The following is a 25,601-nucleotide window of genomic DNA, read 5'->3' as shown; positions in this document are numbered from 1 at the left end:
GGCCGCCGTCCCCGCCGCAAGGCGGCAAGCTGCCGGCGGCCCGCCCAACGAGAGGGGTCTGACGTTGATCCGGAACGAGCTTGGGAAGCCCTTCGCCCCCGCACCCCCTTCTGCAGGGGGCTGGGGCTCCTTGGAGCGAGACGCAGCAGGACTGCCCTCGTTCGCCAGCTCCTGCCTGGCGCATCCCGTTTACGGCGACCTCCTGCGGCGCCAAACGTACAAGACGGCCGAGACGGTCCACGCGCAGGGGACGCCCATCAGGGAGTTCGGCATCGTGACCGAGGGGTGCCTGAAAACGGCACGCTACACCGTTGACGGCCACGAGCTGTGCAACGGGTACTTCGAGAAGGACGACGTGTTCCCCGAGCTGCTCTACTTCACCGGCGAGAAGGTGTATACCTACAACCTGCTGGCCGTGAGGAAGACCACGGTCATGTGGCTGGACACGTCGTTTTTCGAGCTGATGCTCAGAACGGACAGCCAGATGCTGTACCGCTTCATGCTCTACCTGTCGAGGAGGGGGCTGAAGAACCAGATGCTTCTGTGCTGCCTGCGCTACCAGACCATACGGGAGCGCATAGCCTTCTGGGTGCTGTGGATGGACGACATCGCGCAGGACGGCTTCGTGGAGCTGCCCTCGTCCCAGACGATCTGGGCGAACGAGCTGCGCGTCTCCCGCCCGTCGCTCAACCAGGAGGCCAAGCGCATGGAGAAGCAGGGCTACTTCCGCATGGACGGCTGCCGGCTGGAAGTGCTCGACCGGGAGGGCCTCGAGCTCTTGCTGTAGCCGTTGCTGCAGGCTTTCAGCGCATGAGGCGCAAGCGCTCCTCCACCAGGTCGATGAGCTCCTGCTGGGCGTGCACGCCCACCTTCTGGTAGATGTGGTACACGTGCGTCTTGACCGTGTGGTACGAGATGTGCAGGTCCTTGCCGATGCGATCGGTGCTGTAGCCGCGCACCAAGAGCTCCATGACCTCGCGCTCGCGCGGCGACAGGCCGTAACGCAGCACGATGGCGTCGTGCACGCGCCCCACCGTCTCCTCCGGCACATGGGCAGACCCGCCCGCCGCGTCGCTGTACCTCCACACATAGCGCGTGAGCATGGCCACGATGGCCACCACCAGCCCTACGCACACGGCCGGCAGCAGCACCCTGAGCGCGTCGTCGGTCATCAGCATGCCGTAGCCCGCGGCCCATCCCAGCACGAGGCCCGCAAGCTGCGGGTAGCGCCCCGTCGCCCACGACTTCGCCTCCGGCAGCCGGTTGGCCGCGATGATCTCGCGCAACCGCACCACGTTGAGCACGTCGTAGGTGGTGAAGCACATGACCAGCAGGCTGCAGCACAGCACGAGCCCGAAAGGGTTGCTGAACGGGAGCAGGAGCAGCAAGAACGCCGCAATGGGGAACAGGAGCGTCAGGAGCACGCGCACGGACACGCGGTCCTTCAGGAGCACGCTGTACAGCACGAGGAAGATGCCGGGCACGCACAGCGACAGCCAGATGAACTCCAAGCTGTTCGACATGATGCTGAGCGATATGCCCAGGCAGTACGCCAGGCCGAACACCACGCTCAACAGGAACAGCTCGCCGCGGAAGCTCAGGAGCGCCGCCACCGCCGCGTTGCCGGCCTCCGGCGACGGCACGTCCCCGCGCGCGGAAGGGGCGCGAGCAGCGCCCGGGGCCTCCTCGGGCGGGCGCAGCGGCGCGAAGGCCGCGATGCACACCACGAACACCGTCAGGACGAGCCGGATGCCGTCCTGCAGGCCCAGCAGAAGCAGGTAGAAGAACCCCGAGAGGAAGAGCGCGAGCGCGTTCACGGCGCAGAACCTCCCCTGCCCCGCATCCTGCAAACCGCTGAAGAGGCGCAGGAACGCCGCCGCCGTGCCGGCGCCCATGAGCAGCCACACGGCCAGCACCACCGGGAACGCCACGGGCACGCCGGCGCGCGCGAGCGCTGACGCGACGACGATCGACGCGCCGGAGGCCGCGGAGAAAAGCGCCAGGAACGGCGTGCGCTCGAAGAACGAGGCCGTGCGCAGCAGCGACACGGCCGCCATGAAGAGCGCGGCCCCCAGGAAGCCGAACCCCTTCTGCAGGATGTCGAAACGCACGAACGCGTCCGAGGAGACCACGAACACGTCGAGCGAGTAGGCGAGGTACAGCCATATCCAATAGCACGACACCGCAACGGTCGGAAGCACCTGCCATTCATGCACGAGCGAGTCGGCAGACGCTCCCCGGCCGGCGGCAAGACCGTGCAACGCGCGCGAGACGCGCCCCTTCGGTTTCCGCTCCTTCACCTCGCACCCCCTTCTGCAAGGCCGCCGCACCGAACGCCGCCGAGGCGGCGCAAGGCGCGAGCGACGGGCTAACCTGAGTCGCTACCTCATTGTTTTACCTGATCACAAGCATATTCTAACAGTTCTTCCGACGTCGCTCCCGGAGGGACCGCCCGAGGGGCGCCCCGTTCCCCGAGAACGCGGCGCCCCGCCTCCTGAAGGGCCCCGCACACGGTCGCCCCCGTTGTCGCGTCGACGGACGGGCCGTCTTCCTTCCCATCCCGCATCGCCAACCTCCTTCGCCGTCCCATCGCCCTGCCGCCTCGCGCCGCAGCAGCCCTCTCCGGGCGCCCGGAACCCCGGCCTGCGCCGTTTCGGACGCGGGCCGGGACGGAACGCCGCGCCGCGTCAGCCCAGCGCCACGAGCGCCTGCTTCGCCTTGGCGCCCAGCCTGCCCGCCAGCTCGTCGAGCGGGCCGTACTCCAGGCACTTCGCCTGGCAGTGCTTCACGCACGTGGGCACGCCGCCCGCCGCCGTGCGCGCGGCGCACAGGTCGCACTGGTCGGTGAACGCCGGCTGGTAGCCCACCTGCCAGCGGTCGTTCTCGGGCCCGTAGCTCCACGGCCCCACCTCGCACACCGCCACGCCGCATTGGCCCTGCGGGAACCCATGCTCCACCGCGCACGCCATCTCGCACGAATGGCATCCCGTGCACCACTCGTAATCCACCAGCAGCCCGTATTCCGCCATATCACTCGCCCTCCTTCATCCTGTACACCTTGCACAGGTTCGTCTTGTAGTTGCCGCCGAAGCCGCTCTTGCCGTTGCCCCAGGGTATGAGGTTGTTGATGCACAGGTCACCGATATCGTAGAGGTTCTCGGGGTCGCCCTCCGGGTTCCACCAGCCGTGGTCGGCCGCCACGATGCGCGGGTCGAAGATGGGCGTCTCCTTCACGCGGCGCTTCGCGCGCCCGAGCATGTTCTCCACCCACACCCAGTCGCCGTCCGCCACGCCCAAGCGCGCGCACGTCTCGGGATGGATCTCGATCCACGGGTCGGGGTGCATGGCCAGAAGGCGCTTGGCCTGGCGATGCTCCGAATGGAAGAACGGCCAGCGGCGCGCGCCCGTGCACAGCACGAGCGGGTACTCGTCCAGAAGCTCCGGCGTGGCCAGGGGGCCGGGAGAAGGCTCGCCGAACACGGGCAGCGGGTCGAGCCCGGCGTTCTGGTAGTACGTCGACCAGAGCTCGATGCGGCCCGTGGCCGTGTAGAACCCGGGGCTGCCGTCGGGGCGCAAGAGCCCCTTCTCGTGCTTCTTGTACTCGAACGGCAGGTACACGGGCGCCGCCTCGCGCAGCTCGGGGAACGTGATGCCCGAAGTGGCGATCATCTCGGTGAACATGTCCTCCACGTTCTCCCACGGCCACGCCTCAGGCGCGAGCCGACGGCCCAGCTCCAGGTTCATCTCCATGTCGGACTTGCACTCGCCCACCTGGCACACCTTGTTGATGGCCTCGGCGCGCTGCGCCCCGTCGCCCAGGCGTACCCCGTCGCGCTCGGGGAACATGGCCGCCGGCAGCACCACATCATAGAACGCCATGATCGTGGGCGTCATGAACAGGTCGGCGCCGGCCACGAAGTCCAGCTTGCGGAAGCACTCCGCCACCTCCGTGGAGTTCGCGGACATACAGGCCAAGAAGTTCGACGTCTGCACCCAGGCGGCCTTGATGGGGTACGGCTTACCCGTCTTCATAGCCTCGATAGTGGTGTTGGGGTGCGCCGCCTGGAAGCCCAGACGGAAGAGTGAATATTTGTCCAGGCCGAGGCGCTTCTCGTTCTGCTCGTCGCCCAGAAGCTCGAAGCCCCAGCCGCCGCCGTAGTTGAGTATCTCGGGCGGCACGATGATGCCGCCGGGCACCTCCACGTTGCCCGTCACCTGGAAGAGCGCCATGATGGCCTGTCCGGCCGGCAGCGCCTCCTTCGTCATGTCCACCGCCACGCCCCACTGCAGCGTCGCGGGCTTGCTCGCCGCCAGGATGCGCACGGCTTTGCGGATGCGCTCGGCCGGGACCCACGTGGTGGCCTCGGCGTACTCGGGCGTGAACGGCTGCACATGCTCGCGCAGCTCCTCGAAGCCGTAGCACCAGCGGTCGACGAAGTCGTGGTCGTACAGGTCCTCGCCGATGATCACGTTCATCATGGCGAGCGCCAGCGCCGCGTCGGTGCCCGGGCGCACCGGCAGGTGCACCTCGGCCTTGGCGGAGAGCCACGTGACCTTGGGGTCGATCATCACGATCTTCATGCCGCGCTTCATGAGGTCCACCACCCAGTGGCCGAAGAAGCCGTCGGAGTTCGCGATGAGCGGGTAGTTCCCCCACACGAACATCGTCTCGGGCAGCTGCCACGCAGGGTTGTCGTAGCGGTCGGGGAACTGCTGGGCGCAGTCGGCCACCCAGAACGCGCCCGTGGTGGCGATGCAGCCGGCCACGCGCGGCAGGTAGCACGCGTTGCCGGAGAAGATGTTCACGAAGTTCGGTGAGCCGAACGACCAGCACAGACGCGTGATGTACGGCGCGATGTCGCGCCCGGTGCCGCACGAGAAGATAACGGACTCGGGGCCGTGCTCCTCCTTCACCTTGTTGAGCTCACAGGCGATGAGGTCGAGCGCCTCATCCCAGCCGATGCGCTCCCAGCGGTCGCGGCCGCGGTCGGCTTTCGCGCGGCGCAGCGGGTGCGTGAGGCGCTTCGGATTGTGCACCATCTCGGGCAAATCCAGGCAGCGCACGCAGAGGCGCCCCTCGTTGAACGGGTTCTCCGGATCGCCCTCCACCTTCACGAGCTCTCCCTCGTCGTTGGTGTAGAGCAGCACGCCGCAGCCCAGGTGGCACCCCGGCCCCGACCAGGCGCTTCCGCGTGTGACCGTCAGGTCGCCGTCTCGATACGTGTAGGGATTCTCGTGCTTCACGAATCGGTAGTCTCGCTCTTCCATAGTCCTCTCTCTTCCTCGTTTTTCTCGTTTTTCTAACGACTGGCGGTTTCCGCCTCGGCCGGATCCGCAGGCGCGTCGGCGGACGCCGCCGCCTCGGCCGGGTCCTTCAGGAACTTGAGCAGCGCCAGGCAGGCGATCACGCCCACGACGCCGATGCCCACGAGCAGCACGATGGCCGCGCCCCAGCCGGACGTCTCGATGAGCGTGCCGATGGACGCGTTACCGAACCCGCCGATGGAGCGGCCGAGCGCGATGACGCCGAACGTCGTGCCGATGTAGACGGGCGCCACGGCAGCCGACGGCGCGATGGGCCAGATGACGGCTGGCACGAGCTGCAGCACGATGCCGGTGACGATCATGACGGCCACGGTGGCCTGCGGCGGAACGTTAAAGGCCAGGATGGCGATGAGCGCCGTGAGCACCATGCTGGCCACGAGCAGCCAGATGCGGCTCTTCAGCCTCACCACCTTGTTGAGCACGGGCGTCATGAGCACCACGCCCAGGATCATGCCCACCGTGATAAGGCTCGAGTACAGGTTGGAATCCTCCAGGCTGTAGCCCAGCTCCTCCATGCAGTACGTGGGCGCGAACGTGGACACGGCGTACATGATGAACGCGAACATGGCGAACACCACGGCCAACAGCCACGTGGAGGGCGACTTCATGCCCGCGACCAGCGATATCTCCGGCGCATCCTCCGCCGCGTAGCCGTCGGGCGCCTTCACGAATACCAGGTACAGCACGGCGGCCGCCACGAGCAGCGCAGTGGAGAGCCACCACACGTTCGTCCACGTGCCGGGGTCGTCGGCCGCGATGAACAGGTTGGCCCCCGTGAAGATGGCGAGCATGCCGATGGGCACCCAACCCGACCAGATGGCCATGGGCGCGCCGCTCTTCTCAGGCGAGAACCACATGGCGATGATAGCCGGCACGGCCACGCCGATGAGCGCGAAGCTCAGCCCCTCCACGAAACGGCTGAACAGCAAGAGCTCGATGTTCGGCGCGAACGACCCTATCAGGCTGCCCACCGCCGCCGAGAGGATGGCGAACAGGCCCACCTTCTTCGGGCCGAACCTGTCGGTGAGCCCGCCCGACGGCAGCGCGAGCACGAGACCCGTGACGGTGGGCACCGTCATGAGCCAGCCTCCCAGCGCCGGCCCGATCCCCAGGTCGGCCATGAGCAGCCCCATGGTGGGCGGCACCTTGAACATGTTGATGGCGATGGCCACTGCAGCCAGCATTCCCACGAGCGTGACGATCCAGCTCCTCGCCGATGACGGCCTTCGTGCTTCCATAAACCCCTCCTTCTCCCGTTTTCCTCCGGTTCGTCCTGCGGCCCTCTTGCGGGCCGCGGCTTGCCGAGGACTCTAGGAGCCGGGCGAGGGGGTGTAATCGGGAAAAAGCGCGTATTAGGGGCGCGAGGGCATCGGAAAAAACGTAGTAGGAAGGTCCTATCAGGCAAAACCGCTCGCCGCAGACGCGACGGGCGGTTTTTTCGCAAGGGGGGGGCTAGGCACGCCTCACAAGGTAGCACTGGTGGATCTTGGAGTTGCGCTCGAAGTCATGGGGGATCGTGGACGCCGTGATGTCCTGCAGGGCCACGCCGTACTTGGCCAGCGCCTCCACATCGGGCTTGAACGTGCGCAGGTTGCACGAGAACACGGCCTCGCCGCCCTCGGTGAGCAGGCGCGTCACGCCGATGAGCAGCTCCACGTGGTCTCGCTGCACGTCCCACGTGCGGCTGCCCATGGCCTTCGAGTTGGAGAACGTGGGCGGGTCCACGAAGATCAGGTCGTAGCGCAGGGGCTTGCGGCGCGTCTCGGTGATCCAGGCCATGACGTCGGCGCGCTCGAAGGAGTGCTCGGGCCCCGAGAAGCCGTTACCGGCCATGTTGCGCCGTGCCCAGTCCAGGTAGGTCTGCGAGAGGTCCACCGTCGTCGTCTCCACCGCCCCGCCTCCGGCCGCGTGCACGGTGGCCGTGCCCGTGTAGGCGAACAGGTTGAGGAAGCGCTTGCCCGCCGCCTTCGCGCCAACGAGCTCGCGCGTGGCGCGGTGGTCCAGGAAGATACCCGTGTCCAAGTAGCCCGACAGGTCCACCTCCATGAGGTAGCCGCCCTCGTCGATCTGCGTCACGTAGCTGCGCCGGCCGGCATCGCGGTACTGCGAGCCGCCCTTGTCGCGCCGGCGCGTCTTGGCGAACACATGGTCCGGGCGGATGCCCAGCGCCACGGGCGCCAACGCCAGAACGTCGTCGAAGCGCCGACGCGCGCGGGCAGGGTCGACCGAGGAGGGCGCGGCGTACTCGGCGATGTGCAGGTACGTGTTGCCCTCGGCTTCGCCCGCGCCCGCGTACACGTCGATTGCCACGGCGTAGTCGGGCAGGTCGGCGTCGTAGACGCGGTAGCACGAGACCCCTTCGCGGCGCGCCCACTTGCGGCGCTCCTTGGCAACCTTGAACAGGCGGGACGAGAACTGCTCGGAAGCGGGTTCCAGCACCTCCACGCGGTGCTCGGCGCCGCCAGCGGGGTCGGGCACCACGACGACGGCCGCCTCGGCGGGCGGCGCGTAGAACACGAGCGCCTCCGTGGCCACGCGGTCGCGCCCGAGCTCGACGCGCGTGCCCGGCGCCGTGCCGAAGCGGTCTTCCACGGCCTCGCTGCCCGCCACCGCGAACACGGAGCCCGCCGGAGCCGCCGTGGCGGCCGCCACGAACGCGGCGGCGTCGGCCTGGGCGCTCGCCTCCGACGAGCGCTCGCGGGCGCCCAGCACGCTCGCCACGAGGCAGCCGGGGGCCTCAGCGCCGTCCGGTACGCCCGCCGTGTCCCGCGCGGCGGCGGCAGCGGCGCTCACGCGCTCCACGAGCGCGCCCGCCTCCTCCGCCCCGCCCGACTCGATGCTCACGGCCTGCCGCAGCCCCGCGCGCTTGGCGCGCCCGCGCGCCCGCGCGATGGCCGGCGAGGACGCCGACAGGCCCGCGAAACGCACGACGTCGAGGTCGGGACGCGCGGACGCCGGCGCGTCGAGCGCGTCGGAGGCGCAGGCCGCGGCCAGCCCCGCCTCGAAGCGGTCGTCGGCCTGGGCGATGAGCTCGTTCCAGATGGCGGGACTGGATTGCGCCCACCCGAAGAAGCCCCAGCGCTCGCGCGTGAGGCCCGGCGCCAGATCGCACGCCACCGCAGCAGCCTCCACCACCACAGCGCCGTCGCCACAGGCCGCATCGACGCAGGCGGCGCCCGCGCGCGCCCGGCCGTCCCATCCGGCCAGCGCCAGCAGGCCGGCCGCGAGCGCGCACTCGAGCGGCGCCTCGGCGCCGTCGTCGGGGACCAGGTAGGTGCGGTGGTAGAGCGACGCACCCGAAAGGTCGAGCGAAATGGTGGCGCGCTTCTCGCGCACGCGCACGTCGATGGCCGCGTCGGGGCACTCGGCGTCCACGTCGGGGCGCTCGCCCCGCGCCTCGCGCAGGCGGTCGCACACGGCGTCCTTCACCTTGAGCGCGGTGAAGCGCGTGTTGCGCAGCTCGTCGTTCATGCCATGGGCCGACACCGCGATGCTCGCGCCGGGAGCCACCACGTCCTCCCAGGGCAGCTCCAACGCGTCCTCGAACAGCAGGTCGGCCATGCGCGCGTCCACGCGCCCCACCACCAGCATGATGCGCGACGCCAGCCGCGACCACAGGCACGCCTTCAGCGCATGGCGCACGTCGCAGAAGAAGGCCACGCCGCCGCCGAGCGGCCGCACGCTCCTGATGCCAAGTGCCTTCAGCTCGTCGGCGAGCGGCGCCTCCAACCCGGCAAGGCAGCTGGCGAAGAACTCGAGTTTATCCTGTTGCATGGCGCAATCCCCTCAGTTTCGGCGCACCTCCGGGCGATTCGCGCGAAGCGAACGCTCGCCTGGAGGCCCGGGTGCCCAACCGCGCAGGTTGGCGCAGTAAATCAGCGAGAAGGGCCCTGGTGCCCCGAATTGACGGGATGGGGAAGGCGAAGCGTACGTTGAGCACGCGAGTCTTCGCCATCGCGGCAAGGCGGGGTGCCAGGGCCCTTCGCAGCGTCGGCCTCGTTCCGGCGGCCGGCAGGCCGACGGAACCTAGCGCAGCATCGGCTCGTTCCAACGGCCGCCAAACCGCCGGAACCTTAATCTTCCAGATAGTCCTTCAGCTTCGAGGAGCGGGACGGGTGGCGCAGCTTCGCCAGCGTCTTGCTCTCGATCTGGCGGATTCTCTCGCGCGTGACGCCGAACTCGCGCCCGACCTCCTCGAGCGTGCGCGGATGGCCGTCTTCCAGGCCGAAGCGCAGCGAGATGACCTTGCGCTCGCGTTCGGCCAGGCCGTCGAGCACCTTCGACAGCTGCTCCTGCAGCATGCTGAACGAGGCGGCGTCGGGCGGCACCACGGCGGCGTCGTCCTCGATGAAGTCTCCCAGCTGGGAGTCCTCCTCCTCGCCGATGGGCGTCTCGAGCGACACGGGCTCCTGCGAGATCTTCTGGATCTCGCGCACGCGCTCGGCGGGCAGGCCCATCTCCTTGCCGATCTCCTCGGGGCTAGGCTCGCGGCCGAGCTCCTGGAGCAGCTGGCGCTGGATGCGCACGAGCTTGTTGATGGTCTCCACCATGTGCACGGGGATGCGGATGGTGCGGGCCTGGTCGGCGATGGCGCGCGTGATGGCCTGGCGGATCCACCAGGTGGCGTACGTCGAGAACTTGAAGCCCTTCGTGTAGTCGAACTTCTCCACCGCGCGGATGAGGCCGAGGTTGCCCTCCTGGATGAGGTCGAGGAACAGCATGCCGCGGCCCACGTAGCGCTTGGCGATGGACACGACGAGGCGCAGGTTCGCCTCGATGAGCTGCTGCTTGGCGTCGATGCCCACCTGCTCGATGCGGCCGAGGCGGCGCTTCTCGCGGCGCTCGAGCTCGATGCCCTCGTCCTCGGCGCGGTCCAGCTCCTCGGTGGCCGCCACGCCGGCCTCTATCTTCATGGCCAGGTCGATCTCCTCCGCGGCGGTGAGCAGCGGAACCTTGCCGATCTCCTTCAGGTACATGCGCACGGGGTCGCCCGTGAGCATGGTCACGCCGGCGTCGGCGCTGCGTTTGCGCGTCGTGCGGGTCTTGCTCTTCGTCACCTTCGGCAGCTGCACCTCGACGGTTGCCTTGAGCTCCTCCTCGGGAATGCCCTCGAGCAGGTCCTCGTCCTCGTCAAGGCCGGCTTCCAGCTTGTCGTCGTCCAGCGTATCGGCAGCGCCGACGTCGGGCTCCACGTCCAGCGCGTCGTCATCGTCCAGTATCTCTTCGGTATCGATCGGGGCTTTCGCACCTTGCTCGGTGTCGGGCTCGACAGCTTGGTTCTTAGAGGCTTGGGCCACGTGATCTTCCTTTCCAACTGGATGCGCTCGGGCATGCGAAAGCATGCGCGCCGGGCGCAAAGATACAGCGGAGCAGTATACCATAGATCAAGCGCTTTCGCAGCGTACTTTTCGCACGCTTTTCCGATTCGCCAAAGCCCGCCAGGAGCGGTCAGGCAATCATCGGCGACGTGCTACTCTTCCGGAGGCATGAAGGAGCGCAGCGTTTCGTAGAGCTGCCGGGCGTCGAAGGGCTTCGGGATGAAGCCGTCCATGCCGGCGGCGGCCGCATCGTCGCGGTCCTCTTGGAACGTGTTGGCCGTCAAAGCCACGATGGGCACGGCGCGCGCATCGTCGCGGGGAAGCGCACGGATCTCGGCGGCGGCGCCCAGGCCGTCCAGCACGGGCATCTTCACGTCCATGAGCACGAAGTCGTAGCATCCCGGCTCCGCAGACGCGAACAGGTCCACCGCCTCGCGGCCGTTCGCAGCGCGGTCGACGGCTACTCCCTCCATGTCCAGCAAGGCCGCGGCTATCTCTGCGTTCAGGTCGTTGTCTTCGGCCAAGAGCGCGCGCGTGCCGGCAAGCGAGCGCGGCGCAGGGTCGTCTACGCCCTGCGCGTCCAGGTCCTCCGGGCGTCCCGAAGGCAGCTGCAGCGCGAAGTGGAACTCGGAGCCTGCGCCCACTTGGCTCTCCACCTCCAGCTTGCCGCCCATGAGGCGCACGAGGTTGCTGCTGATGGCCAGTCCCAGCCCCGTTCCCTGGGCGTTGCGGTGGTTCTCGGCCGCCTGCTCGAACGAGTCGAAGATGCGCTCGAGGTCCTCCGGACGGATGCCGGCGCCGTCGTCGGCCACGGAGAACCGGTACGTCGGCTCCAGCCCGTCTCCGCCGCACCCCGTCTCCTCGATGCTCAGGGAGATGGTGCCGCCCGCGTCGGTGAACTTGAAGGCGTTGGACAACAGGTTCGCCAGCACCTGCTGCAGGCGCACGTCGTCGGCCACCACCACGGCATCGGTCTCGCACACAACCTTGAGGGAGATATCCCTCTCCTGCGCCTGGATGCCGAACATGCTCTCGAGGCGCGAGGCGAGCGACGCAAGGCGCAGGGGCGCCACCTCTATGTGCATCTTGTCGTTCTGTATCTTGGACATATCAAGGATGTCGTTCACCAACGAGAGCAGGAACTGGGCCGACGTGTTGATCCTCTCCAGGTCCGAGCGGATGGCGGGCGTGGCCTCGCCCGATAGCGACGCCACGTTCGACAGCCCGATGATGGCGTTCATGGGCGTTCGTATCTCATGGGACATGCGCGAGAGGAAGTCGGCCTTCGCCTGGCCCGTCTCCTCGGCCTTCTCCAGCTTGAGCGCCATCATTCGGCTTCGCACCTTCGACCCGGTGACGATGATGGCGATAGTGCCCACCAGCAGGAAGAACACCAGCGACAGCACCACCACGAGCAGCGGGTTGTCGGACACGAACGACTCCACCGTGGCGGATCGGTTGCCCAAGGCCACGGCGTTGCGGGAGTACAGTGCCTCCAGCTCCTCGTCGGAAAAGCTGTTCACCGCCTTGCTCAGCACCGAATACAGGCCCGAGTCCACCGGGCGCGGCAGTGCCAGCGAGAACGAGGTCTCGGAATGGTCGGCCGTGGCCGGGGCAACGTTGCCGTAGGAGCGTTCCGTGAACAGGCACTCGGCGAACGAGGCGGGCATACTCGTCAGATCGGCCCGCCCGGTGTTCACCGCCTCCAGGCAGTCGGCGTACGTGGGAAGCCATACCACCTCCGAACCTTCCTGCTCCTTGGGCGCGGCGCGGCCTTCCAGCTGGGCGACCACCGGCCCGCCGGAGGACTGCGCCGAGAACTTGCTGCGGAACACCACCTCGCCGAGCGTGGCATAGCCCTTCGTCAAGACGAGTCCCCGCTCGCCCGCCGCCTGCTCGTCGTCCATGAAGCAGCCCGCCACATCGGCCTCTCCCGCCGCCACGAGGTCGAGCGCCTCTTGGTAGTTACCCGCATGCACGAAGCGGAACGAGAGCCCTGTGCGCTCGGCTATGCGGTCGAGCACGTCCTTCGCGATGCCCTGGTACGAGCCGTCTCGCTCGTAGTGCAGCGGGTACTGCCCCGCCGTCACGGCAACCCGAACCTCGCCGGCTTGGGCCACGTAGGCGCGGTCGGCCTCCGAGAACGCGATGGGGCTGGCGTAGTCGTCGGGAAAATAGCGGTTGTAGAGAGAGCGGGAGAAATTGGGGTCGGCCGCGTAGATCTGCCGCATGGCCTCGTCGACGCCCGCCATGAGGTCGCTGCCCTCGGGCACGGCCAGGTAGTGCGGCTCGCCGTCGAACTCGGCCACCACCTTGCAGCCATCCCTCATCTCCACGTCGCTGCCGAGCATGAGGTCGGCGGTGCCGTCGTCCAGGCAGCTCTCGTACGAGGCCAGGTCGAGGCGGAGCACCGTGCAGTCCAGGCCGTTGAACTCCAAAAAATTCTCCAGCCGGCGTATCTTCTCCGTGGCGTTGGCGTAGGCGCCGATGGTTTTGCCGTCCAGGGAGCGCAAGTCGAAGCCGACGACGGATTCGTCGTCGCTGGAACCGATGACGAGGGAGCGATTCGAGCCCATGCTGAACACGGAGTAGTCGAGGCTCTCGTCGAGCTGCTCACGATAGAACATGCCGCCCATCAGATCGACGCCGCCCGTCATGGTCTGCTTGACGAGCTCGTCCACGCCGCCTTCCACGAACTCGTAGCGCCAACCGGTGTACTTGGCTATCTCCACGAGCCAGTCGTAGAACACACCGCTGCGCCGCCCTTTCTCATCTACCATGCTCAAGCCTTCGGCCTGGGGAAACGCCACACGTACGAGGCGCCCTTGATCCTCGCCGCCCGCATCGGCGCCTTGAGTCCCCCCGGTGCCGGCAGCAGCCGGCCCGCCTTCCGCGCCGACGGCCGCCGGCGCCTCGTCGGAAGCGGAGGCGGCCCTTTCCTGGGCGAACGCGAGGGATGCGAACGGAGCGGACAGCGCCGCAGCGAGTGCCAAGCATACGATACGCGCAGCCCACTTCCCCATTTCGTCCTCCTCCGGCTCCCACGCGTGCATCAAGCAAGCGCTCAGGATACCATGGGTTGGCGCGAAGGCCCCTGGGCCGGTGCTATTATATGGTCGAAAACCGTCAGCAGCGCCCTTCGGGGCCGAGGAGGAGGCAGGCATGGACGCACGTCGACACCGCAGGCTCCGCGCAGCCCCGAGCGCCCTCGCGGCTGCCGTACTCCTTTCCTGCTGCCTGCCCTCCGCGGCGCTTGCGCATACCGACGGGGACGATGCGGTCCTCGGCCGCAGCATGGCCGAACTGGGGATTTCGGAAGAACTTCAGCCCAGCATCGACGCATCGCATGCGGCGCTCATGGACGAGGAGGGCACGCTCTGGTACGGCCGGGCGGCCGGCGAGCGGGCCCAGATCGCCTCGCTCACGAAGATCATGACGGCCATCGTGGCGGCCGAGCACCTGGATGCCGGCGACCGCATCGTCGTGACGCCCGAGGCCGCCGCCGTGGGCGAGTCGAGCGCGGGGCTCGCGGCCGGCGACGAGATGTCGTTCGGCGACGCGCTCAAGGCCGTGCTCACCGCGTCCGGCAACGACGCCGCGAGCGCCGTGGCGCAGGCGGCGGGGGCCGTCATACTGGGAGGGCGCGGGCAGGACGGAGGCGCAGCCGCGCGCGAGGCCGCGTTCGTGGAGGCCATGAACGCGAAGGCGGCCGAGCTGGGCATGGACGGCACGTGCTTCGCGAACCCCCATGGGCTCGACTTCGACGCGTACGCCCAAGGGCAGTACAGCTGCGCCCGCGACGTTGCCGTCATGCTGCGCTGCGCCATGGGAAACGACCTCGTGCGCTCGAGCATCGGGCACGCGCGCACGACCATCGCGGTGTCGCGCGGCGGCGGGACGGTCGCCGTGGAGCTGGCGAACACGGACACGATGATCGAGGGCTACCCCGGCACGTGCGCCGCCAAGACCGGCTACACGCTGGCTGCCGGCCCCTGCGTCGCCACCGCCCTGAACCGCGGCGACGGGCACGAGTACTACGCCGTGGTGCTGGGCTCGTCCTCGAAGCCGCAGCGCTTCGCCGATTCCGAGGCGCTCTACGACTGGGTGCTCGCCCACCGCGACGAGCTGCAGGCGGCCGCGCAGCCGGCCGATGCCTCCGCCGGGCCCGCCGCGCCGCCGGCATCGGCGGAGGCGACCTACCAGCTGGTGTCCGCCCCGCACTACGTGCGCGCCGAGATCGGCGGCGTGCAGGCCGCCTGGCCCGTGATGGCCGAGGTGGCGCACGCCGACTGGACGGACCGCACCGTGGCGGCCACCGTGCTCGACCCGAACGCCACGGCCACGGTGCCGCGTGAAGGAGGGCGCCTCGAGCAGGAGGCCGCGCTCGATGCCGTGACGGGTCATGTGGCGCCCGGCGACGTCGTGGGGCGCTTGGCGTTTCGCCGCGACGGCGCCGTGGTGTGGGAGGCCGACCTCGTGGCCGCAGAGGACGTGCCGGCGCCCACCTGGTGGGAGGCCGCCGGCATCGCCGTCGAGCGCTTCCTCGGCGGCTTCGCCGGGCTGCCCGGCACGGCGCGCAGCGAGCTTCTGAACCTGGGCGCCATGGAGGTTTCCTGACACCCCCTTCCGCGTAGGCGCCGCATGCGCGCCGCCGTTCCGGCCGGGGAGGCTGACGGCAGGCGGACGGCGCAGGGCCTCTACAGGAGGTCGTCCGGGTCCACGTCCACGGCCACGTTCACCTCGCGCTCGGGCTTGCGGGCGCGGAAGTACGGCAGCAGCACGCCCGACAGGTCGCCGTCCAGCGGGCACTTCACCACCAGGTGCCAGCGGTACGTGCCGCGCAGCTTCGCCAGCACGCACGGCGTGGCGGGCAGCACGTCCCAACCCTCGCCGCCGTAGTCGCGCACCCGGGCGGCCAGCCCCTCGTAGAGCGCGGCAGCCGAGGTGCGCACCGCCTCCTCGTCCTTGCCCCACACCAGCACGTTCGCCATGCGCACGTAGGGCGGGTAGCGCAGCATCCGGCGCTTCGGCAGCTCGTCGCGCAGGAACAGCGCGCGGTCGTAGGCCGCGGCGGCGCGGATGGGCGCGGCATCGGCCTCGTAGGTCTGCACGAGCACGCGGCCCGGCAGCTCGGCGCGCCCGGCGCGGCCGGCCACCTGCTCCACGAGCGCGAACGTGCGCTCGGCGGCGCGGTAGTCGGGCAGCCGCAGCATGGTGTCGGCGTTGATGACGCCCACGAGCGTGACGTCCTCGAAGTCGAGGCCCTTCGCGATCATCTGCGTGCCCAGCAGCACCGCGGCGTCGGCGGCGGCGAACTCCTCCAGCAGGCGCTGGTGCGCGCCCTTGCCTCCCGTGGTGTCCGCGTCCATGCGCACGATGGGCACGCCGGGCCCCACGCCGGGCGTCGCGTCCAGCAGCACCCGCAAGTCGGCCTCCACGCGCTGCGTGCCCGCGCCGAACTTCTTCAGGTAGGGGCTGCCGCACTCGGGGCACGCGGGCGGGGCCGTCACGCGGTAGCCGCAGTGGTGGCAGACGAGGAAGTTGCCCCGCTCGTGGAACGTGAGCGACGTGGAGCACGACGGGCACTCCGGCACGAAGCCGCACTCGCGGCACAGCAGGAACTTCGCGAAGCCGCGCTGGTTCAGCAGGAGCACCGCCTTGCGGCCCGCCGCAAGCTCCTCGGCGAGCGCGCGCGAGAGGGCGCGCGAGAACATGGAGCGCGACCCGCCGCCGAACTCCTTCGCCATGTCCACCACCTGCACGGCGGGCAGCGGGCGGCCGTTGGCGCGCTCGGGCAGCTCCACGTGGTGCCAGCGCGGGTCCTTCGCGCACGCGTAGAGCGCCTCGATGGACGGCGTGGCGCTCCCCAGCACCACGGCCGCCCCCGCGCGGCGCGCCATCCACACGGCGACGTCGCGCGCATGGTAGCGCGGCGCGCTGTCCTGCTTGTAGGAGCCCTCGTGCTCCTCGTCGATGACGATGAGGCCCACGTTCGCCAGCGGGGTGAACAGCGCGCTGCGGGCGCCCACCACCACGCGGGCCGCGCCCGAGCGGATGAAGTCCCACTGGTCGTAGCGCTCTCCCGCGCCCATGCGCGAGTGCATGACGGCCACCGTGTCGCCGAAACGCCCGCGGAACCGGCCCACCGTCTGCGGCGTCAGCGATATCTCCGGCACGAGCACGCACGCCGTGCGACCCGCGGCGAGCACCGCCTCGATGGCCTGCAGGTACACCTCGGTCTTGCCCGACCCGGTGACGCCGTCCACGAGCACCACCTCGCCCGCCCCGCGCTCCCGCGCCGCGTCGATAGCGGCGAGCGCCGAAGCCTGCCCCGCCGTGAGCGGCGGCTTCGGGGAGGGGGTGAAGCCGCTGGCTCCGGATGCGCCGGGCCCTGCCGGAGCGCCCGGGACATCCGGAGCCATCCCCCGCATGCGCCGGCGGCGCTCTATGCGCACGACGCCTTGTTTCTCGAGCGCCTTCAACGTGCTCGACACCGCGCCGAACTCCGCCGCCAGCTCCGCCACGCGCAGCTCGCCCGCCTGCAGCGCCTCCACGATGGACGCCTGCTTGACGGCGTTCTTGCGCGGCTCGAACCCGTCGAAGGCGGCACCCGGAAGCACCCAGCGGTCGTCCACCTCGCCCACGGCCGGCTCCTCGAGCCGCCAGTACCCCGCCTGCGCGCGCACCATGCGCGGCACGCCGCCCGGCGGCGTGAACAGGCGCACGCACGACGACAGCGGCGCCAGGTAGCGCTCCGAGAGCCACTGCGCGCAGGCCGCCCCCTCCTCGTCGAAGTAGGCGGGGCTCACGGCGCGCACGACGGGCTTGACCTTCGCCGCGTCGATACCGGCCGGCGCCTCGCCGTCGGGAAGCTCCTGCAGCCCCACGACGAACCCCACCGCCTGCCGGTGCCCGAACGGCACGAGCACGGCGCACCCCACCTCCACGTCGTAGCCGCCAGCCTCGGCCGGCGCCTCGGGAACGGCGTACGTGTAGGGCGCGTCGAGCGCCTGCGTGGGTATGTCCAAGATGACCGATGCGAATCTCATGGCAACCAGTATATCCCACGTCTGCAACCGGACCGCATCGGCTTAGCCCTCCGACGCGGGAAACCCCCGCGCCTCCTGCTCCAACCTGCGCGTCTCGACGGTCACGCGGCGCTCGATCCTTCTCACGTCCTCCTCGGGCGGCAATTCCTCTGGCCTGATGCCGCGCCGGCCGAGCAGGTCGCGCACGCCGGTGTTGTTCTGCACGTGCTCTTCGGCAATGGAGGGCTCGCCTCGCAAGTCCTTGTCCTCGACGTTGTGGTTCGTCATCTCGGTGGCAAGCTGCTTCGCCGCAAGGGTGACCGACGGCAGGTGGTCCGCAAGGGGCCTCGACCCTTTGACGCCCAGCCGCTTCTTCATATCGGCCGTCGTGTGGCCGCCGAACAGCGCCGCATCCCCCTTGGAGCGGATGCGCGCGAAGCCCGCGCCGTCGACGCCCCGCTCGTAGGCGATGCGCGAGAGCTCCTTCTCCGCCTCGGTGAGCTGTCCGCGGATCGCGATGCGCGCAAGCGCTCGCATCCGCTCCTCGATGAGCTCCTGCTTGCGCGTCTGCAGCGCGAAGTAGCTCTGCGCGAAGGCGATCTCCTCCTTGCGCGGGTCGCCGTTCTGCGCGATGAGGTAGCAGGCGTAGCGCGTGAGCTTGTAGTCCTTGACCTTGCGCTTGGACCCGCTGCCGAGCTCGACCATTTTGCTGACGCCAGCAAAATGATGTTCACCTGCGGTTTTGCTGCTTTCGGCCGAGACCATCGCCTTCTTAACCGCCGCCTCGAAGTTCCGCCACTGGGTATATCCCAGAAACCCCATGATGTCGCGCGCGTACCAGAACTCGACGCCGCTTTCCGCGTCGGTGTGCGCCAGGTCGTCCAGCGTCAGCTTGCGCCTCTCGATGTCGTGCAGCTCCATGAGCGCCCCCCTTTCCCGCCCTCGCCGCTCGGGCGGCCGCGACCGCGCGCCGACGGCCCGCAGGCAGGCTCCGTCTGTTGAGAGGATCTTGCGGACGTGGTGCGGGCGACGCGGAGACCGCCGCCATCTATGGGCATCCCTTGCGAGGCCGTTCGCCGGCCGAGGGGAAGCATCCGCACTGGCTCTTTCGATAGCAGCATCATAGCATAAATAAAGGAACGTTTGTTCCCTTATTTGCAGAATAGCAGAACAAAAAACACCCGCCGCGGGCATGCGCGGCGGGTGTTCGGCGTTCGGGACGCTCGCGAGGCGCGCTAGTCCAGCCCGCAGGCACGCCGCAGCGCGTCGGCGCGGTCGGTGCGCTCCCAGGTGAACTCGGGCAGCTCGCGGCCGAAGTGGCCGTAGGCGGCGGTCAAGCGGTAGATGGGGCGGCGCAGGTCCAGCTCGTCGATGATGGCGCCCGGGCGCAGGTCGAACACCTCGCCCACCGCGCGCTCGATGGAGGCCTCGTCCACCTTGTTCGTGCCGAACGTGTCGATCATCACCGACACCGGCCGCGCCATGCCGATGGCATAGGCGAGCTGGATCTCGCAGCGCGCGGCGAGCCCGGCCGCCACCACGTTCTTCGCCACCCAGCGCGCCGCGTAGGCGCCCGAGCGGTCCACCTTCGTGCAGTCCTTGCCGGAGAACGCGCCGCCGCCGTGGCGGCCCATGCCGCCGTAGGAGTCAACGATGATCTTGCGGCCGGTGAGGCCCGCATCGCCCATGGGCCCGCCTATGACGAAGCGGCCGGTGGGGTTCACGTGTATCTCGGCGTCCTCGGCAAGCTCCACCCCCTCGGCCTCCAGCACGGGGCGCACCACGTGCTCCACGATGGCGGCGCGCAGCTCGTCGTGGGAGACGCTCTCGGCGTGCTGCGTGGACACGACCACCTTCTCCACGCAGGTCGGGCGGCCGTCTTCGTAGCGCACGGACACCTGCGTCTTGCCGTCGGGGCGCAGATAGGGCAGCGTGGCGTCCTTGCGCACGGCCGACAGGCGCTCGGCCAGGCGGTGCGCAAGGTAGATGGGCATGGGCATGAGCGTGGGCGTCTCGTCGCAGGCGTAGCCGAACATCATGCCCTGGTCGCCCGCGCCGATGCGCTCGTAGGGGTCGTCGCCGGCCAGGCCGTGCTGGGCCTCCCAGCTCTCGTCGACGCCCTGCGCGATGTCGGGGCTCTGCTCGTGGATGGCGTTGAGCACGCCGCACGTGTCGCAGTCGAAGCCGAACTTGGCGCGGTTGTAGCCGATGTCGGAGAGCACCTCGCGCACGATGCCGGGGACGTCCACGTAGGCCTGCGTGCGTATCTCGCCCGTGACCATGACCATGCCCGTGGTGGCCAAGGTCTCGCAGGCGCACCGCACCTGCGCCGGGTCGGCCGGGCAGCCGTTGGGAGCCACGTAGCCCTGGGCCGCAAGCTCTATCTCCTTGGCCAGGATCGCGTCGAGCACGGCGTCCGATATCTGGTCGCACACCTTGTCGGGATGCCCCTCGGTGACGGACTCGGACGTGAACAGATACGATGCATGCGTGTCGGACATGGTTCCCCATTCTCCTCATACGTACACGGCGCCCCGCTTCCCCGCGAGGCGCCTGGTTTATCTCCGTCCAAGGTTAGCACACCTCGGGTCGTGAAGGCCGAGTCATCCGGCAAATCACGACTATTCTACGCCCGCGCGCGCAGCGTCGCCGGCGCGCGGCGCTCGTGGTAAGATGGCAGGCGATTCACTGCCTTCAACCGACGGAAAAGAGCGCCTATGTCGTACAACGCCGACTACACCCGCGAGTACTTCGCCATCATGGAATCGCTGCAGGGCGACGTGCCCGGCCGCCGCGCCGCCTACGAGTACCTGCAGGGCTCCACGGCCATCGTGCACCACCAGGTAGTGGCCGCCAGCTTCGTGCCGCGCCTGTTCGATGCGGGAACGTACCGCATCATGAAGGAGACGGCCGAAACCGCCCACCGCATCCTCGTCAAGGTCATCGAGCACTACCTGGCGGACCCCGACTACCGCCGCGCCTTCGACTTCGACCCGCGCCTCGAGGAGCTCATCTGCCTGCCGCGCGGCTACGACGCGGTGCTTCCGTTCGCACGCGTGGACACGTTCCTGAACGAGGACGACGGCCGGGTGAAGTTCTGCGAGTTCAACGCCGACGGCTCGTCGGGCATGAACGAGAACCGCGAGATCACCACGTCGGTGGCGCAGTCGAAGACGTTCGAGGAGTTCGCGAACCGCCACCACGTGGAGGGCTGCGAGCTGTTCGAGAGTTGGGTCGACAAGTTCCTGGACATCTACGCAACCTACGAGCGCCGGGTGGAGAGCCCGCGCATCGCCATCTGCGACTACCTGGAGAACGGCGTGGTGGACGAGTTCCACATCTACGCCGACCTGTTCCGCCGGCGCGGCGCGGATTGCGTGGTGGCCGACGTGCGCGACCTGCGCTTCGACGGCGAGGTGCTGCGCGACGGGGAGGGCCGGCGCATCGACGCCATCTGGCGGCGCTGCGTGACGAACGACGTCATCGACCACTGGGACGAGTCGCAGCAGCTCATCGACGCCGTGCGCGCGGCCAAGGTGGCGCTCATCGGCAGCTTCGCCGGGCACATCGTGCACGACAAGCAGCTGTTCAGCGTGCTGTTCGACGAGCGCACGACCGCGTTTCTGGACGCCGACGAGATCTCGTTCGTGGAGGAGACCGTGCCCTTGACCGCCTTCTTGGACGACGAGCACGTGAACCTGCCGCAGATCCGCGAGAACCGCTGCGAGTGGATCATCAAGCCCACCGACCACTACGGCGCCGACGACGTGTACGCCGGCGAGTCCGTGACGCAGGAGGAATGGGAGCGGCTCATCGACCGCTTCGCGAACGGCCGCGCCGGCCACCCGTTCATCGTGCAGCGTTACATCCGCCCCTTCAAGACCGAGACGCTGCCGCCCGACACGGGCATCGACGCGCTGCCGGACGACGAGGTGCCCTTCGACCCCCGGCCGTACAACAACCTGAACGGCCTGTACCTGTACGACGGCGAGTTCATGGGCGTGTTCAGCCGCCTGGGGCCGCAGCCCACGATCTCGAAGGACAAGCAGGGCATGACGGCGGCCACCATCTGGGTGGACAGGGGCTGACGGTATCGGCGCCGGGCCGCACGGGGGTGCGGCCCGGCAAGCGGGCAGGACGGCACGGCAGTCTGGGCACGGGATGCCGCCGAGGATGCGCGGGGACGCGAGAGGGCGAGGAGGACGGCCGATGGCCGACAAGGTAGCGGCGGCGGTTGCCGCCATGGCGCTGGCGGTGACGCTGTTCGCGGCGGGGTTCGGCGCATGCACGCTGCCCGCCTCCACCCAGCTGCTCGCGCAGGCCACCGCGAACGACGCGGAATCACCCTACACCGACGGGCAGCTGACGGCGCTCGCCGTAAAGACCCGCGGGTTCACCGTGGACGACTACGGCCGCGGCGCCGATGGCGAGGACGGTGCGCGCGACCGCATAGCCGCCGCCATCTTGGACGCCGCGCGCGAGGCGAGCGCAGAGGGCTCCCCCGTCCGCGGGCGCTGGTCGGCCGAGGCCCGCAAGGCGGTCGCCGCAGACGCGGGCGGCTCCTCCCCCCAAGCCGCGCTCGATCGGCTGGCCGCCGTGGACGACGCCTACGCGCTGGACGGCGACGCGCTCTCCCACCTGGACGACTGCAACGTCCTCGTGCGAACCGCCGTCCCCCTGCTCTGGGGCGTGGTGGCGCTCGCCGCGGCCGCCCTCGCCTATCTGCTCGTGCGCCGCGAGCGTCGCCTCGCGGGCACCGCGCTCGTCGTTGCGCCCGCCGTCCTCATCGCGGCGTTCGTGGCGCTCGGCGCGTGGGCCGCCCTCGACTTCAACGGCCTGTTCGCCGCCTTCCACGCGGTGCTGTTCCCCCAGGGCAATTGGACGTTCTCCTACGATTCGCTTCTCATTGGCATGTACCCGCTTGATTTTTGGATGGGCATGGCCGGTATCTGGTTTGCGACTACCCTCGTGTTGTCTATACTGGCTATCGTCGTCGGCGCGACGCTCCGCCGCCGGCCTGTCTAAGGGACATGCCGTGCTCGAACAGTCCTGGGCTCGCACGAAGCATCCGCAGGATGCTTCGGCTCGTGCGGAACTGCGCGCGGCACGCCCCTTAGACAGGCCTTCGCAAGTCTATCGACGACTAGACAACCAGTGACCGAACGTGAGGATCATCGCAACCATGAGTGAAGAGAAGAAGAACGTGCGCGTGCGCTTCGCGCCTTCCCCTACCGGCCGCCTGCACGTGGGCGGGGCCCGCACGGCCATCTACAACTGGGCGTTCGCCCGCGCCATGGGAGGCGACTTCATCCTGCGCATCGAGGACACCGACCCCGAGCGCTCCACCGAGGAGAACGTGCAGGTCATCTTGAACGCCATGAAATGGCTGGGGCTCGACTGGGACGAGGGCCCCGAGGTGGGCGGGCAGGCAGGCCCCTACTTCCAAACGCAGCGCACGGACACCTACGCCGAGGCGCTCGAGCTGATGAAGGAGCGCGGGAGCGTCTACCCCTGCTTCTGCACGAAGGAGGAGCTCGACGCCAAGCGCGCCGCGGCCGAGGAGAGCGAGGGCGGCTACGCGGGCTACGACCGCACCTGCCGCGACCTCGACCCCGTCGAGGCGGCTCGCCGCATCGAGGCCGGCGAGCCCCATGTGTGGCGCCTGCGCGTGCCCGAGGGCCGCGGCGCCATCGAGTTCGACGACGCCGTGTACGGCCACGTGAGCTTCCCGGCCGAGGTGATGGACGATATGATCGTCGTGCGCACCGACGGAAGCCCCACCTACAACTTCGCGGTGGTGTGCGACGACGCGAACATGGGCATCACGCACGTCATCCGCGGCGACGACCACCTGTCCAACACCCCGCGCCAAATCCTCATCTACGAGGCGCTCGGATTCGACGTGCCCGTGTTCGCGCACCTGTCGATGATCCTGGGCCCCGACGGCAAGAAGCTCTCGAAGCGCCACGGCGCGGCGAGCGTGGAGGAGTTCTGCGAGCGCGGCTACCTGCCCGACGCCATGGTGAACTTCCTGGCGCTTCTGGGCTGGTCGCTCGACGGCGAGACCACCCTCATCGACCGCGAGACGCTGTGCGAGAAGTTCAGCCTGGAGCGCGTGACCAAGAAGGACGCCGTGTTCGACGAGACGAAGCTCGACTGGATGAACGGCCAGTACATCAAGGACATGGGGCCGAACGCCTGGGTGCGCTCGTCGCTTCTGTGGCTCGCGCAGGCGAACATCCTCGGCAGCGCCGTGGCCGCCGGCACGCCCATCGATCCCGAGGCGCGCGAGGCCGCCTTCGACGGCGCGGCCATCGAGTCCGCGCTCGCCGACGTGCAGGAGCGCGCCGTGTGGTACTGCGATTTGTACCCGCTCGTCTCCGAGCGCCTGACGCGCCTGGACGAGGCCGTGGACAAGCTGGCCTTCATGTTCTGGGGCCGAAACGTGCAGCTCGACGAGAAGAGCGTGAGCAAGGTGCTGAAGAAGGAGGGCGCGCGCGCCGACGAGGCGCTGGCCGCCTGCCGCGGCGTGCTGGCCGACGAGGGCGTGGAATGGGACGCCGAGGCGCTGGAAGAGGCGTGCCGCGCCGAGGGCGAGCGCCTGGAGATCAAGCCGAAGCTCCTGCTCCAGCCGCTTCGCGTGGCCGTGTGCGGCAACATGGTGTCGCCGCCCCTGTTCGAGAGCATCGAGCTTCTGCCCCGCGAGGACGTGCTGGCGCGCATCGACAAGGTGGCCGCGGAGGTGTTCGGTGGCTGACGCCCCCGACAAACAGGAGACAGGGCTCCCGCCCGAGCAGGAGCCGTCCGCCGCTGCGGACGGCTCCGAGCGGCCGCAGCGCATCGTGGTGCTGAGGGATTTCTGCCAGCGCGCGCACGGAGCCGACTGCGAGCGGTGCGCGCTGGCCTGCCCGCATGGGGCCGTGTCGTTCGCCGAGGCCGGAGCCCCCGTCATCGACGGGGATGCCTGCACGCGCTGCGGCATCTGCCTGGGCGTGTGCGACGCGTTCTCGTCCACGCGCGTCACGATGGCCGACCTGCACGCCCGCATCCGCCGCATAGCCCTGCGCGGCGAGCGCGCGGTGCTCACCTGCAAGGAGAACGTGTTCCCCGGCCTGGAGCCGGCGGCGAACGTCGCGGTGCTGCCCTGCCTGGCGTGCCTGTCGCCCGAGTTCTGGACGCTCGTGCTGGCCGAGGGCATCGACGTGACGATAGCGGCCGACCTGTCCTACTGCACCGACTGCGCACGCGCCGGCGAGATGGGCGAGCTCTTGTACGCCCACGCCGTGGAGACGGCCGAGGAGTGGAGCGGGCGTTCCGTGGGCTTCTCCGACGTCATCCCCGAGAAGGAGAACCTATTGCGCGACCTGGCGGACCCGTCAGGGGTCGACCGGCGCAGCGCGTTTTCGAACCTCGTGGGCGAGGTGGGCGACATCGCCAGCGGCAAGCGCCGCCTGCGCAACTCCGAGGTGCTGCAGGAGTTCTACGATCGCCGCGAGCGCGCGCGGGCGCTGGCACGGCTGAACCTGGGCAACGGCACCGAGTTCAACGACTTCGTGCCGGAGGGCCTCACGAAGAGGACGATGCAGCCGAAGCGCCAGATGCTGTTGGAAGCGCTCGAGCGCGACCCGGGCATCGCCGCGCGCGTGCCGCTCGTGCTGTCAGAGACCGACTGCGCGCTCTGCACGGATGCGCTCTCCTGCACAGCGGTCTGCCCCACGGGCGCGCGGCGCCCCGACCCGGCCGACGGGACGCTCGCCTACGACGCGCGCTACTGCATCGGCTGCGGCCTGTGCGTCGGCGCCTGCCCGGAGGGCGCGGTGGAGCTGGTGGAGACGACGGCCGAGACGCTGCTGCCCGCCGAGGACGAAACCAGCCTGTAATCTCTGTGCGGGCGAAAAACCGTCGCGAATGGCTGTGCTAAGATAGGCGG

The 25,601-nt window shown here is 69.2% G+C and carries 16 protein-coding genes; 6 read left to right on the top strand and 10 right to left on the bottom strand.

All coding sequences use genetic code 11. From position 1 onward, the window contains the following. Window positions 1-130: 130 nt before the first annotated feature. Complete coding sequence (locus tag LB310_RS11735) at window positions 131-787, top strand: Crp/Fnr family transcriptional regulator (protein ID WP_227115535.1); 657 nt, start codon at window positions 131-133, stop codon at window positions 785-787. Between the two features lie 16 nt (window positions 788-803). Here LB310_RS11735 and LB310_RS11730 read toward each other — a convergent pair whose 3' ends face one another. The 7 genes from LB310_RS11730 to LB310_RS11700 form a co-directional block, all read right to left on the bottom strand. Continuing rightward, entirely contained in the window at window positions 804-2,300 is a 1,497-nt protein-coding gene (locus LB310_RS11730) for a helix-turn-helix transcriptional regulator (protein WP_301155093.1), read from the bottom strand. Between the two features lie 387 nt (window positions 2,301-2,687). Then, the gene (locus tag LB310_RS11725; RefSeq protein ID WP_087190598.1) at window positions 2,688-3,029 is read right to left on the bottom strand and encodes an oxidoreductase; all 342 of its coding nucleotides are present in this window, start codon (window positions 3,027-3,029) and stop codon (window positions 2,688-2,690) included. 1 nt (window position 3,030) lies between these two features. Further along, a complete protein-coding gene (locus tag LB310_RS11720; RefSeq protein WP_301155092.1) occupies window positions 3,031-5,268 on the bottom strand; it encodes a molybdopterin-dependent oxidoreductase in 2,238 nt (745 codons plus the stop codon). Window positions 5,269-5,300: 32 nt separating this feature from the next. Continuing rightward, window positions 5,301-6,563, bottom strand: a complete 1,263-nt coding sequence (locus tag LB310_RS11715) for a CynX/NimT family MFS transporter (RefSeq protein ID WP_278805784.1) — start codon at window positions 6,561-6,563, stop codon at window positions 5,301-5,303. Window positions 6,564-6,777: 214 nt separating this feature from the next. Continuing rightward, window positions 6,778-9,099 (bottom strand): class I SAM-dependent methyltransferase, encoded by a 2,322-nt coding sequence (locus tag LB310_RS11710; RefSeq protein WP_278805783.1) that lies wholly within the window; start codon window positions 9,097-9,099, stop codon window positions 6,778-6,780. A gap of 299 nt (window positions 9,100-9,398) precedes the next feature. Then, complete coding sequence (gene rpoD, locus LB310_RS11705) at window positions 9,399-10,622, bottom strand: RNA polymerase sigma factor RpoD (RefSeq protein ID WP_087190594.1); 1,224 nt, start codon at window positions 10,620-10,622, stop codon at window positions 9,399-9,401. Between the two features lie 173 nt (window positions 10,623-10,795). Beyond that, window positions 10,796-13,666: an ATP-binding protein gene (locus LB310_RS11700; RefSeq protein ID WP_278805782.1), complete on the bottom strand. Its 2,871-nt coding sequence runs from the start codon at window positions 13,664-13,666 to the stop codon at window positions 10,796-10,798. Between the two features lie 139 nt (window positions 13,667-13,805). Here LB310_RS11700 and LB310_RS11695 point away from each other — a divergent pair, with 139 nt between their 5' ends. Then, entirely contained in the window at window positions 13,806-15,260 is a 1,455-nt protein-coding gene (locus LB310_RS11695) for a D-alanyl-D-alanine carboxypeptidase family protein (RefSeq protein WP_301155091.1), read from the top strand. Between the two features lie 80 nt (window positions 15,261-15,340). Here the strand turns inward: LB310_RS11695 and priA are convergent, their stop codons facing one another. The 3 genes from priA to metK form a co-directional block, all read right to left on the bottom strand. Then, window positions 15,341-17,692 (bottom strand): primosomal protein N', encoded by a 2,352-nt coding sequence (gene priA / locus LB310_RS11690; RefSeq protein WP_278805780.1) that lies wholly within the window; start codon window positions 17,690-17,692, stop codon window positions 15,341-15,343. 42 nt (window positions 17,693-17,734) lie between these two features. Continuing rightward, on the bottom strand, window positions 17,735-18,592 hold the full coding sequence (gene dinD / locus LB310_RS11685; RefSeq protein WP_278805779.1) for a DNA damage-inducible protein D: 858 nt from the start codon (window positions 18,590-18,592) through the stop codon (window positions 17,735-17,737). 314 nt (window positions 18,593-18,906) lie between these two features. Next, the gene (metK, locus tag LB310_RS11680) at window positions 18,907-20,172 is read right to left on the bottom strand and encodes a methionine adenosyltransferase (RefSeq protein ID WP_278805778.1); all 1,266 of its coding nucleotides are present in this window, start codon (window positions 20,170-20,172) and stop codon (window positions 18,907-18,909) included. A gap of 216 nt (window positions 20,173-20,388) precedes the next feature. Here metK and LB310_RS11675 point away from each other — a divergent pair, with 216 nt between their 5' ends. From LB310_RS11675 to LB310_RS11660, 4 genes are all read left to right on the top strand, one after another. Then, the gene (locus LB310_RS11675; protein WP_157007370.1) at window positions 20,389-21,759 is read left to right on the top strand and encodes a carboxylate--amine ligase; all 1,371 of its coding nucleotides are present in this window, start codon (window positions 20,389-20,391) and stop codon (window positions 21,757-21,759) included. A gap of 121 nt (window positions 21,760-21,880) precedes the next feature. Beyond that, the gene (locus tag LB310_RS11670; protein WP_278805777.1) at window positions 21,881-22,696 is read left to right on the top strand and encodes a DUF1461 domain-containing protein; all 816 of its coding nucleotides are present in this window, start codon (window positions 21,881-21,883) and stop codon (window positions 22,694-22,696) included. Window positions 22,697-22,853: 157 nt separating this feature from the next. Beyond that, window positions 22,854-24,428 (top strand): glutamate--tRNA ligase, encoded by a 1,575-nt coding sequence (gene gltX, locus LB310_RS11665; RefSeq protein WP_301155090.1) that lies wholly within the window; start codon window positions 22,854-22,856, stop codon window positions 24,426-24,428. Continuing rightward, a complete protein-coding gene (locus LB310_RS11660; protein WP_278805775.1) occupies window positions 24,421-25,551 on the top strand; it encodes a 4Fe-4S dicluster domain-containing protein in 1,131 nt (376 codons plus the stop codon). The genes gltX and LB310_RS11660 overlap by 8 nt, the downstream gene beginning before the upstream one ends. Window positions 25,552-25,601 lie beyond the last annotated feature (50 nt).

This window comes from Gordonibacter sp. RACS_AR49, from assembly GCF_030418435.1.
Classification (GTDB): domain Bacteria; phylum Actinomycetota; class Coriobacteriia; order Coriobacteriales; family Eggerthellaceae; genus Gordonibacter; species Gordonibacter urolithinfaciens.
The sequence above is the reverse complement of the archived record's forward strand: the minus strand, read 5'-3'. Positions and strand labels throughout refer to the sequence as shown.

What these genes read in the sequence shown, in the direction of transcription:
- LB310_RS11725 (WP_087190598.1), bottom strand. Translation starts at nt 3,029, where the DNA reads ATGGCGGAATACGGGCTGCTGGTGGATTACGAGTGGTGCACGGGATGC.
- LB310_RS11720 (WP_301155092.1), bottom strand. Translation starts at nt 5,268, where the DNA reads ATGGAAGAGCGAGACTACCGATTCGTGAAGCACGAGAATCCCTACACG.
- LB310_RS11715 (WP_278805784.1), bottom strand. Translation starts at nt 6,563, where the DNA reads ATGGAAGCACGAAGGCCGTCATCGGCGAGGAGCTGGATCGTCACGCTC.
- LB310_RS11710 (WP_278805783.1), bottom strand. Translation starts at nt 9,099, where the DNA reads ATGCAACAGGATAAACTCGAGTTCTTCGCCAGCTGCCTTGCCGGGTTG.
- LB310_RS11700 (WP_278805782.1), bottom strand. Translation starts at nt 13,666, where the DNA reads ATGGGGAAGTGGGCTGCGCGTATCGTATGCTTGGCACTCGCTGCGGCG.
- LB310_RS11695 (WP_301155091.1), top strand. Translation starts at nt 13,806, where the DNA reads ATGGACGCACGTCGACACCGCAGGCTCCGCGCAGCCCCGAGCGCCCTC.
- priA (WP_278805780.1), bottom strand. Translation starts at nt 17,692, where the DNA reads ATGAGATTCGCATCGGTCATCTTGGACATACCCACGCAGGCGCTCGAC.
- dinD (WP_278805779.1), bottom strand. Translation starts at nt 18,592, where the DNA reads ATGGAGCTGCACGACATCGAGAGGCGCAAGCTGACGCTGGACGACCTG.
- metK (WP_278805778.1), bottom strand. Translation starts at nt 20,172, where the DNA reads ATGTCCGACACGCATGCATCGTATCTGTTCACGTCCGAGTCCGTCACC.
- LB310_RS11675 (WP_157007370.1), top strand. Translation starts at nt 20,389, where the DNA reads ATGTCGTACAACGCCGACTACACCCGCGAGTACTTCGCCATCATGGAA.
- LB310_RS11670 (WP_278805777.1), top strand. Translation starts at nt 21,881, where the DNA reads ATGGCCGACAAGGTAGCGGCGGCGGTTGCCGCCATGGCGCTGGCGGTG.
- gltX (WP_301155090.1), top strand. Translation starts at nt 22,854, where the DNA reads ATGAGTGAAGAGAAGAAGAACGTGCGCGTGCGCTTCGCGCCTTCCCCT.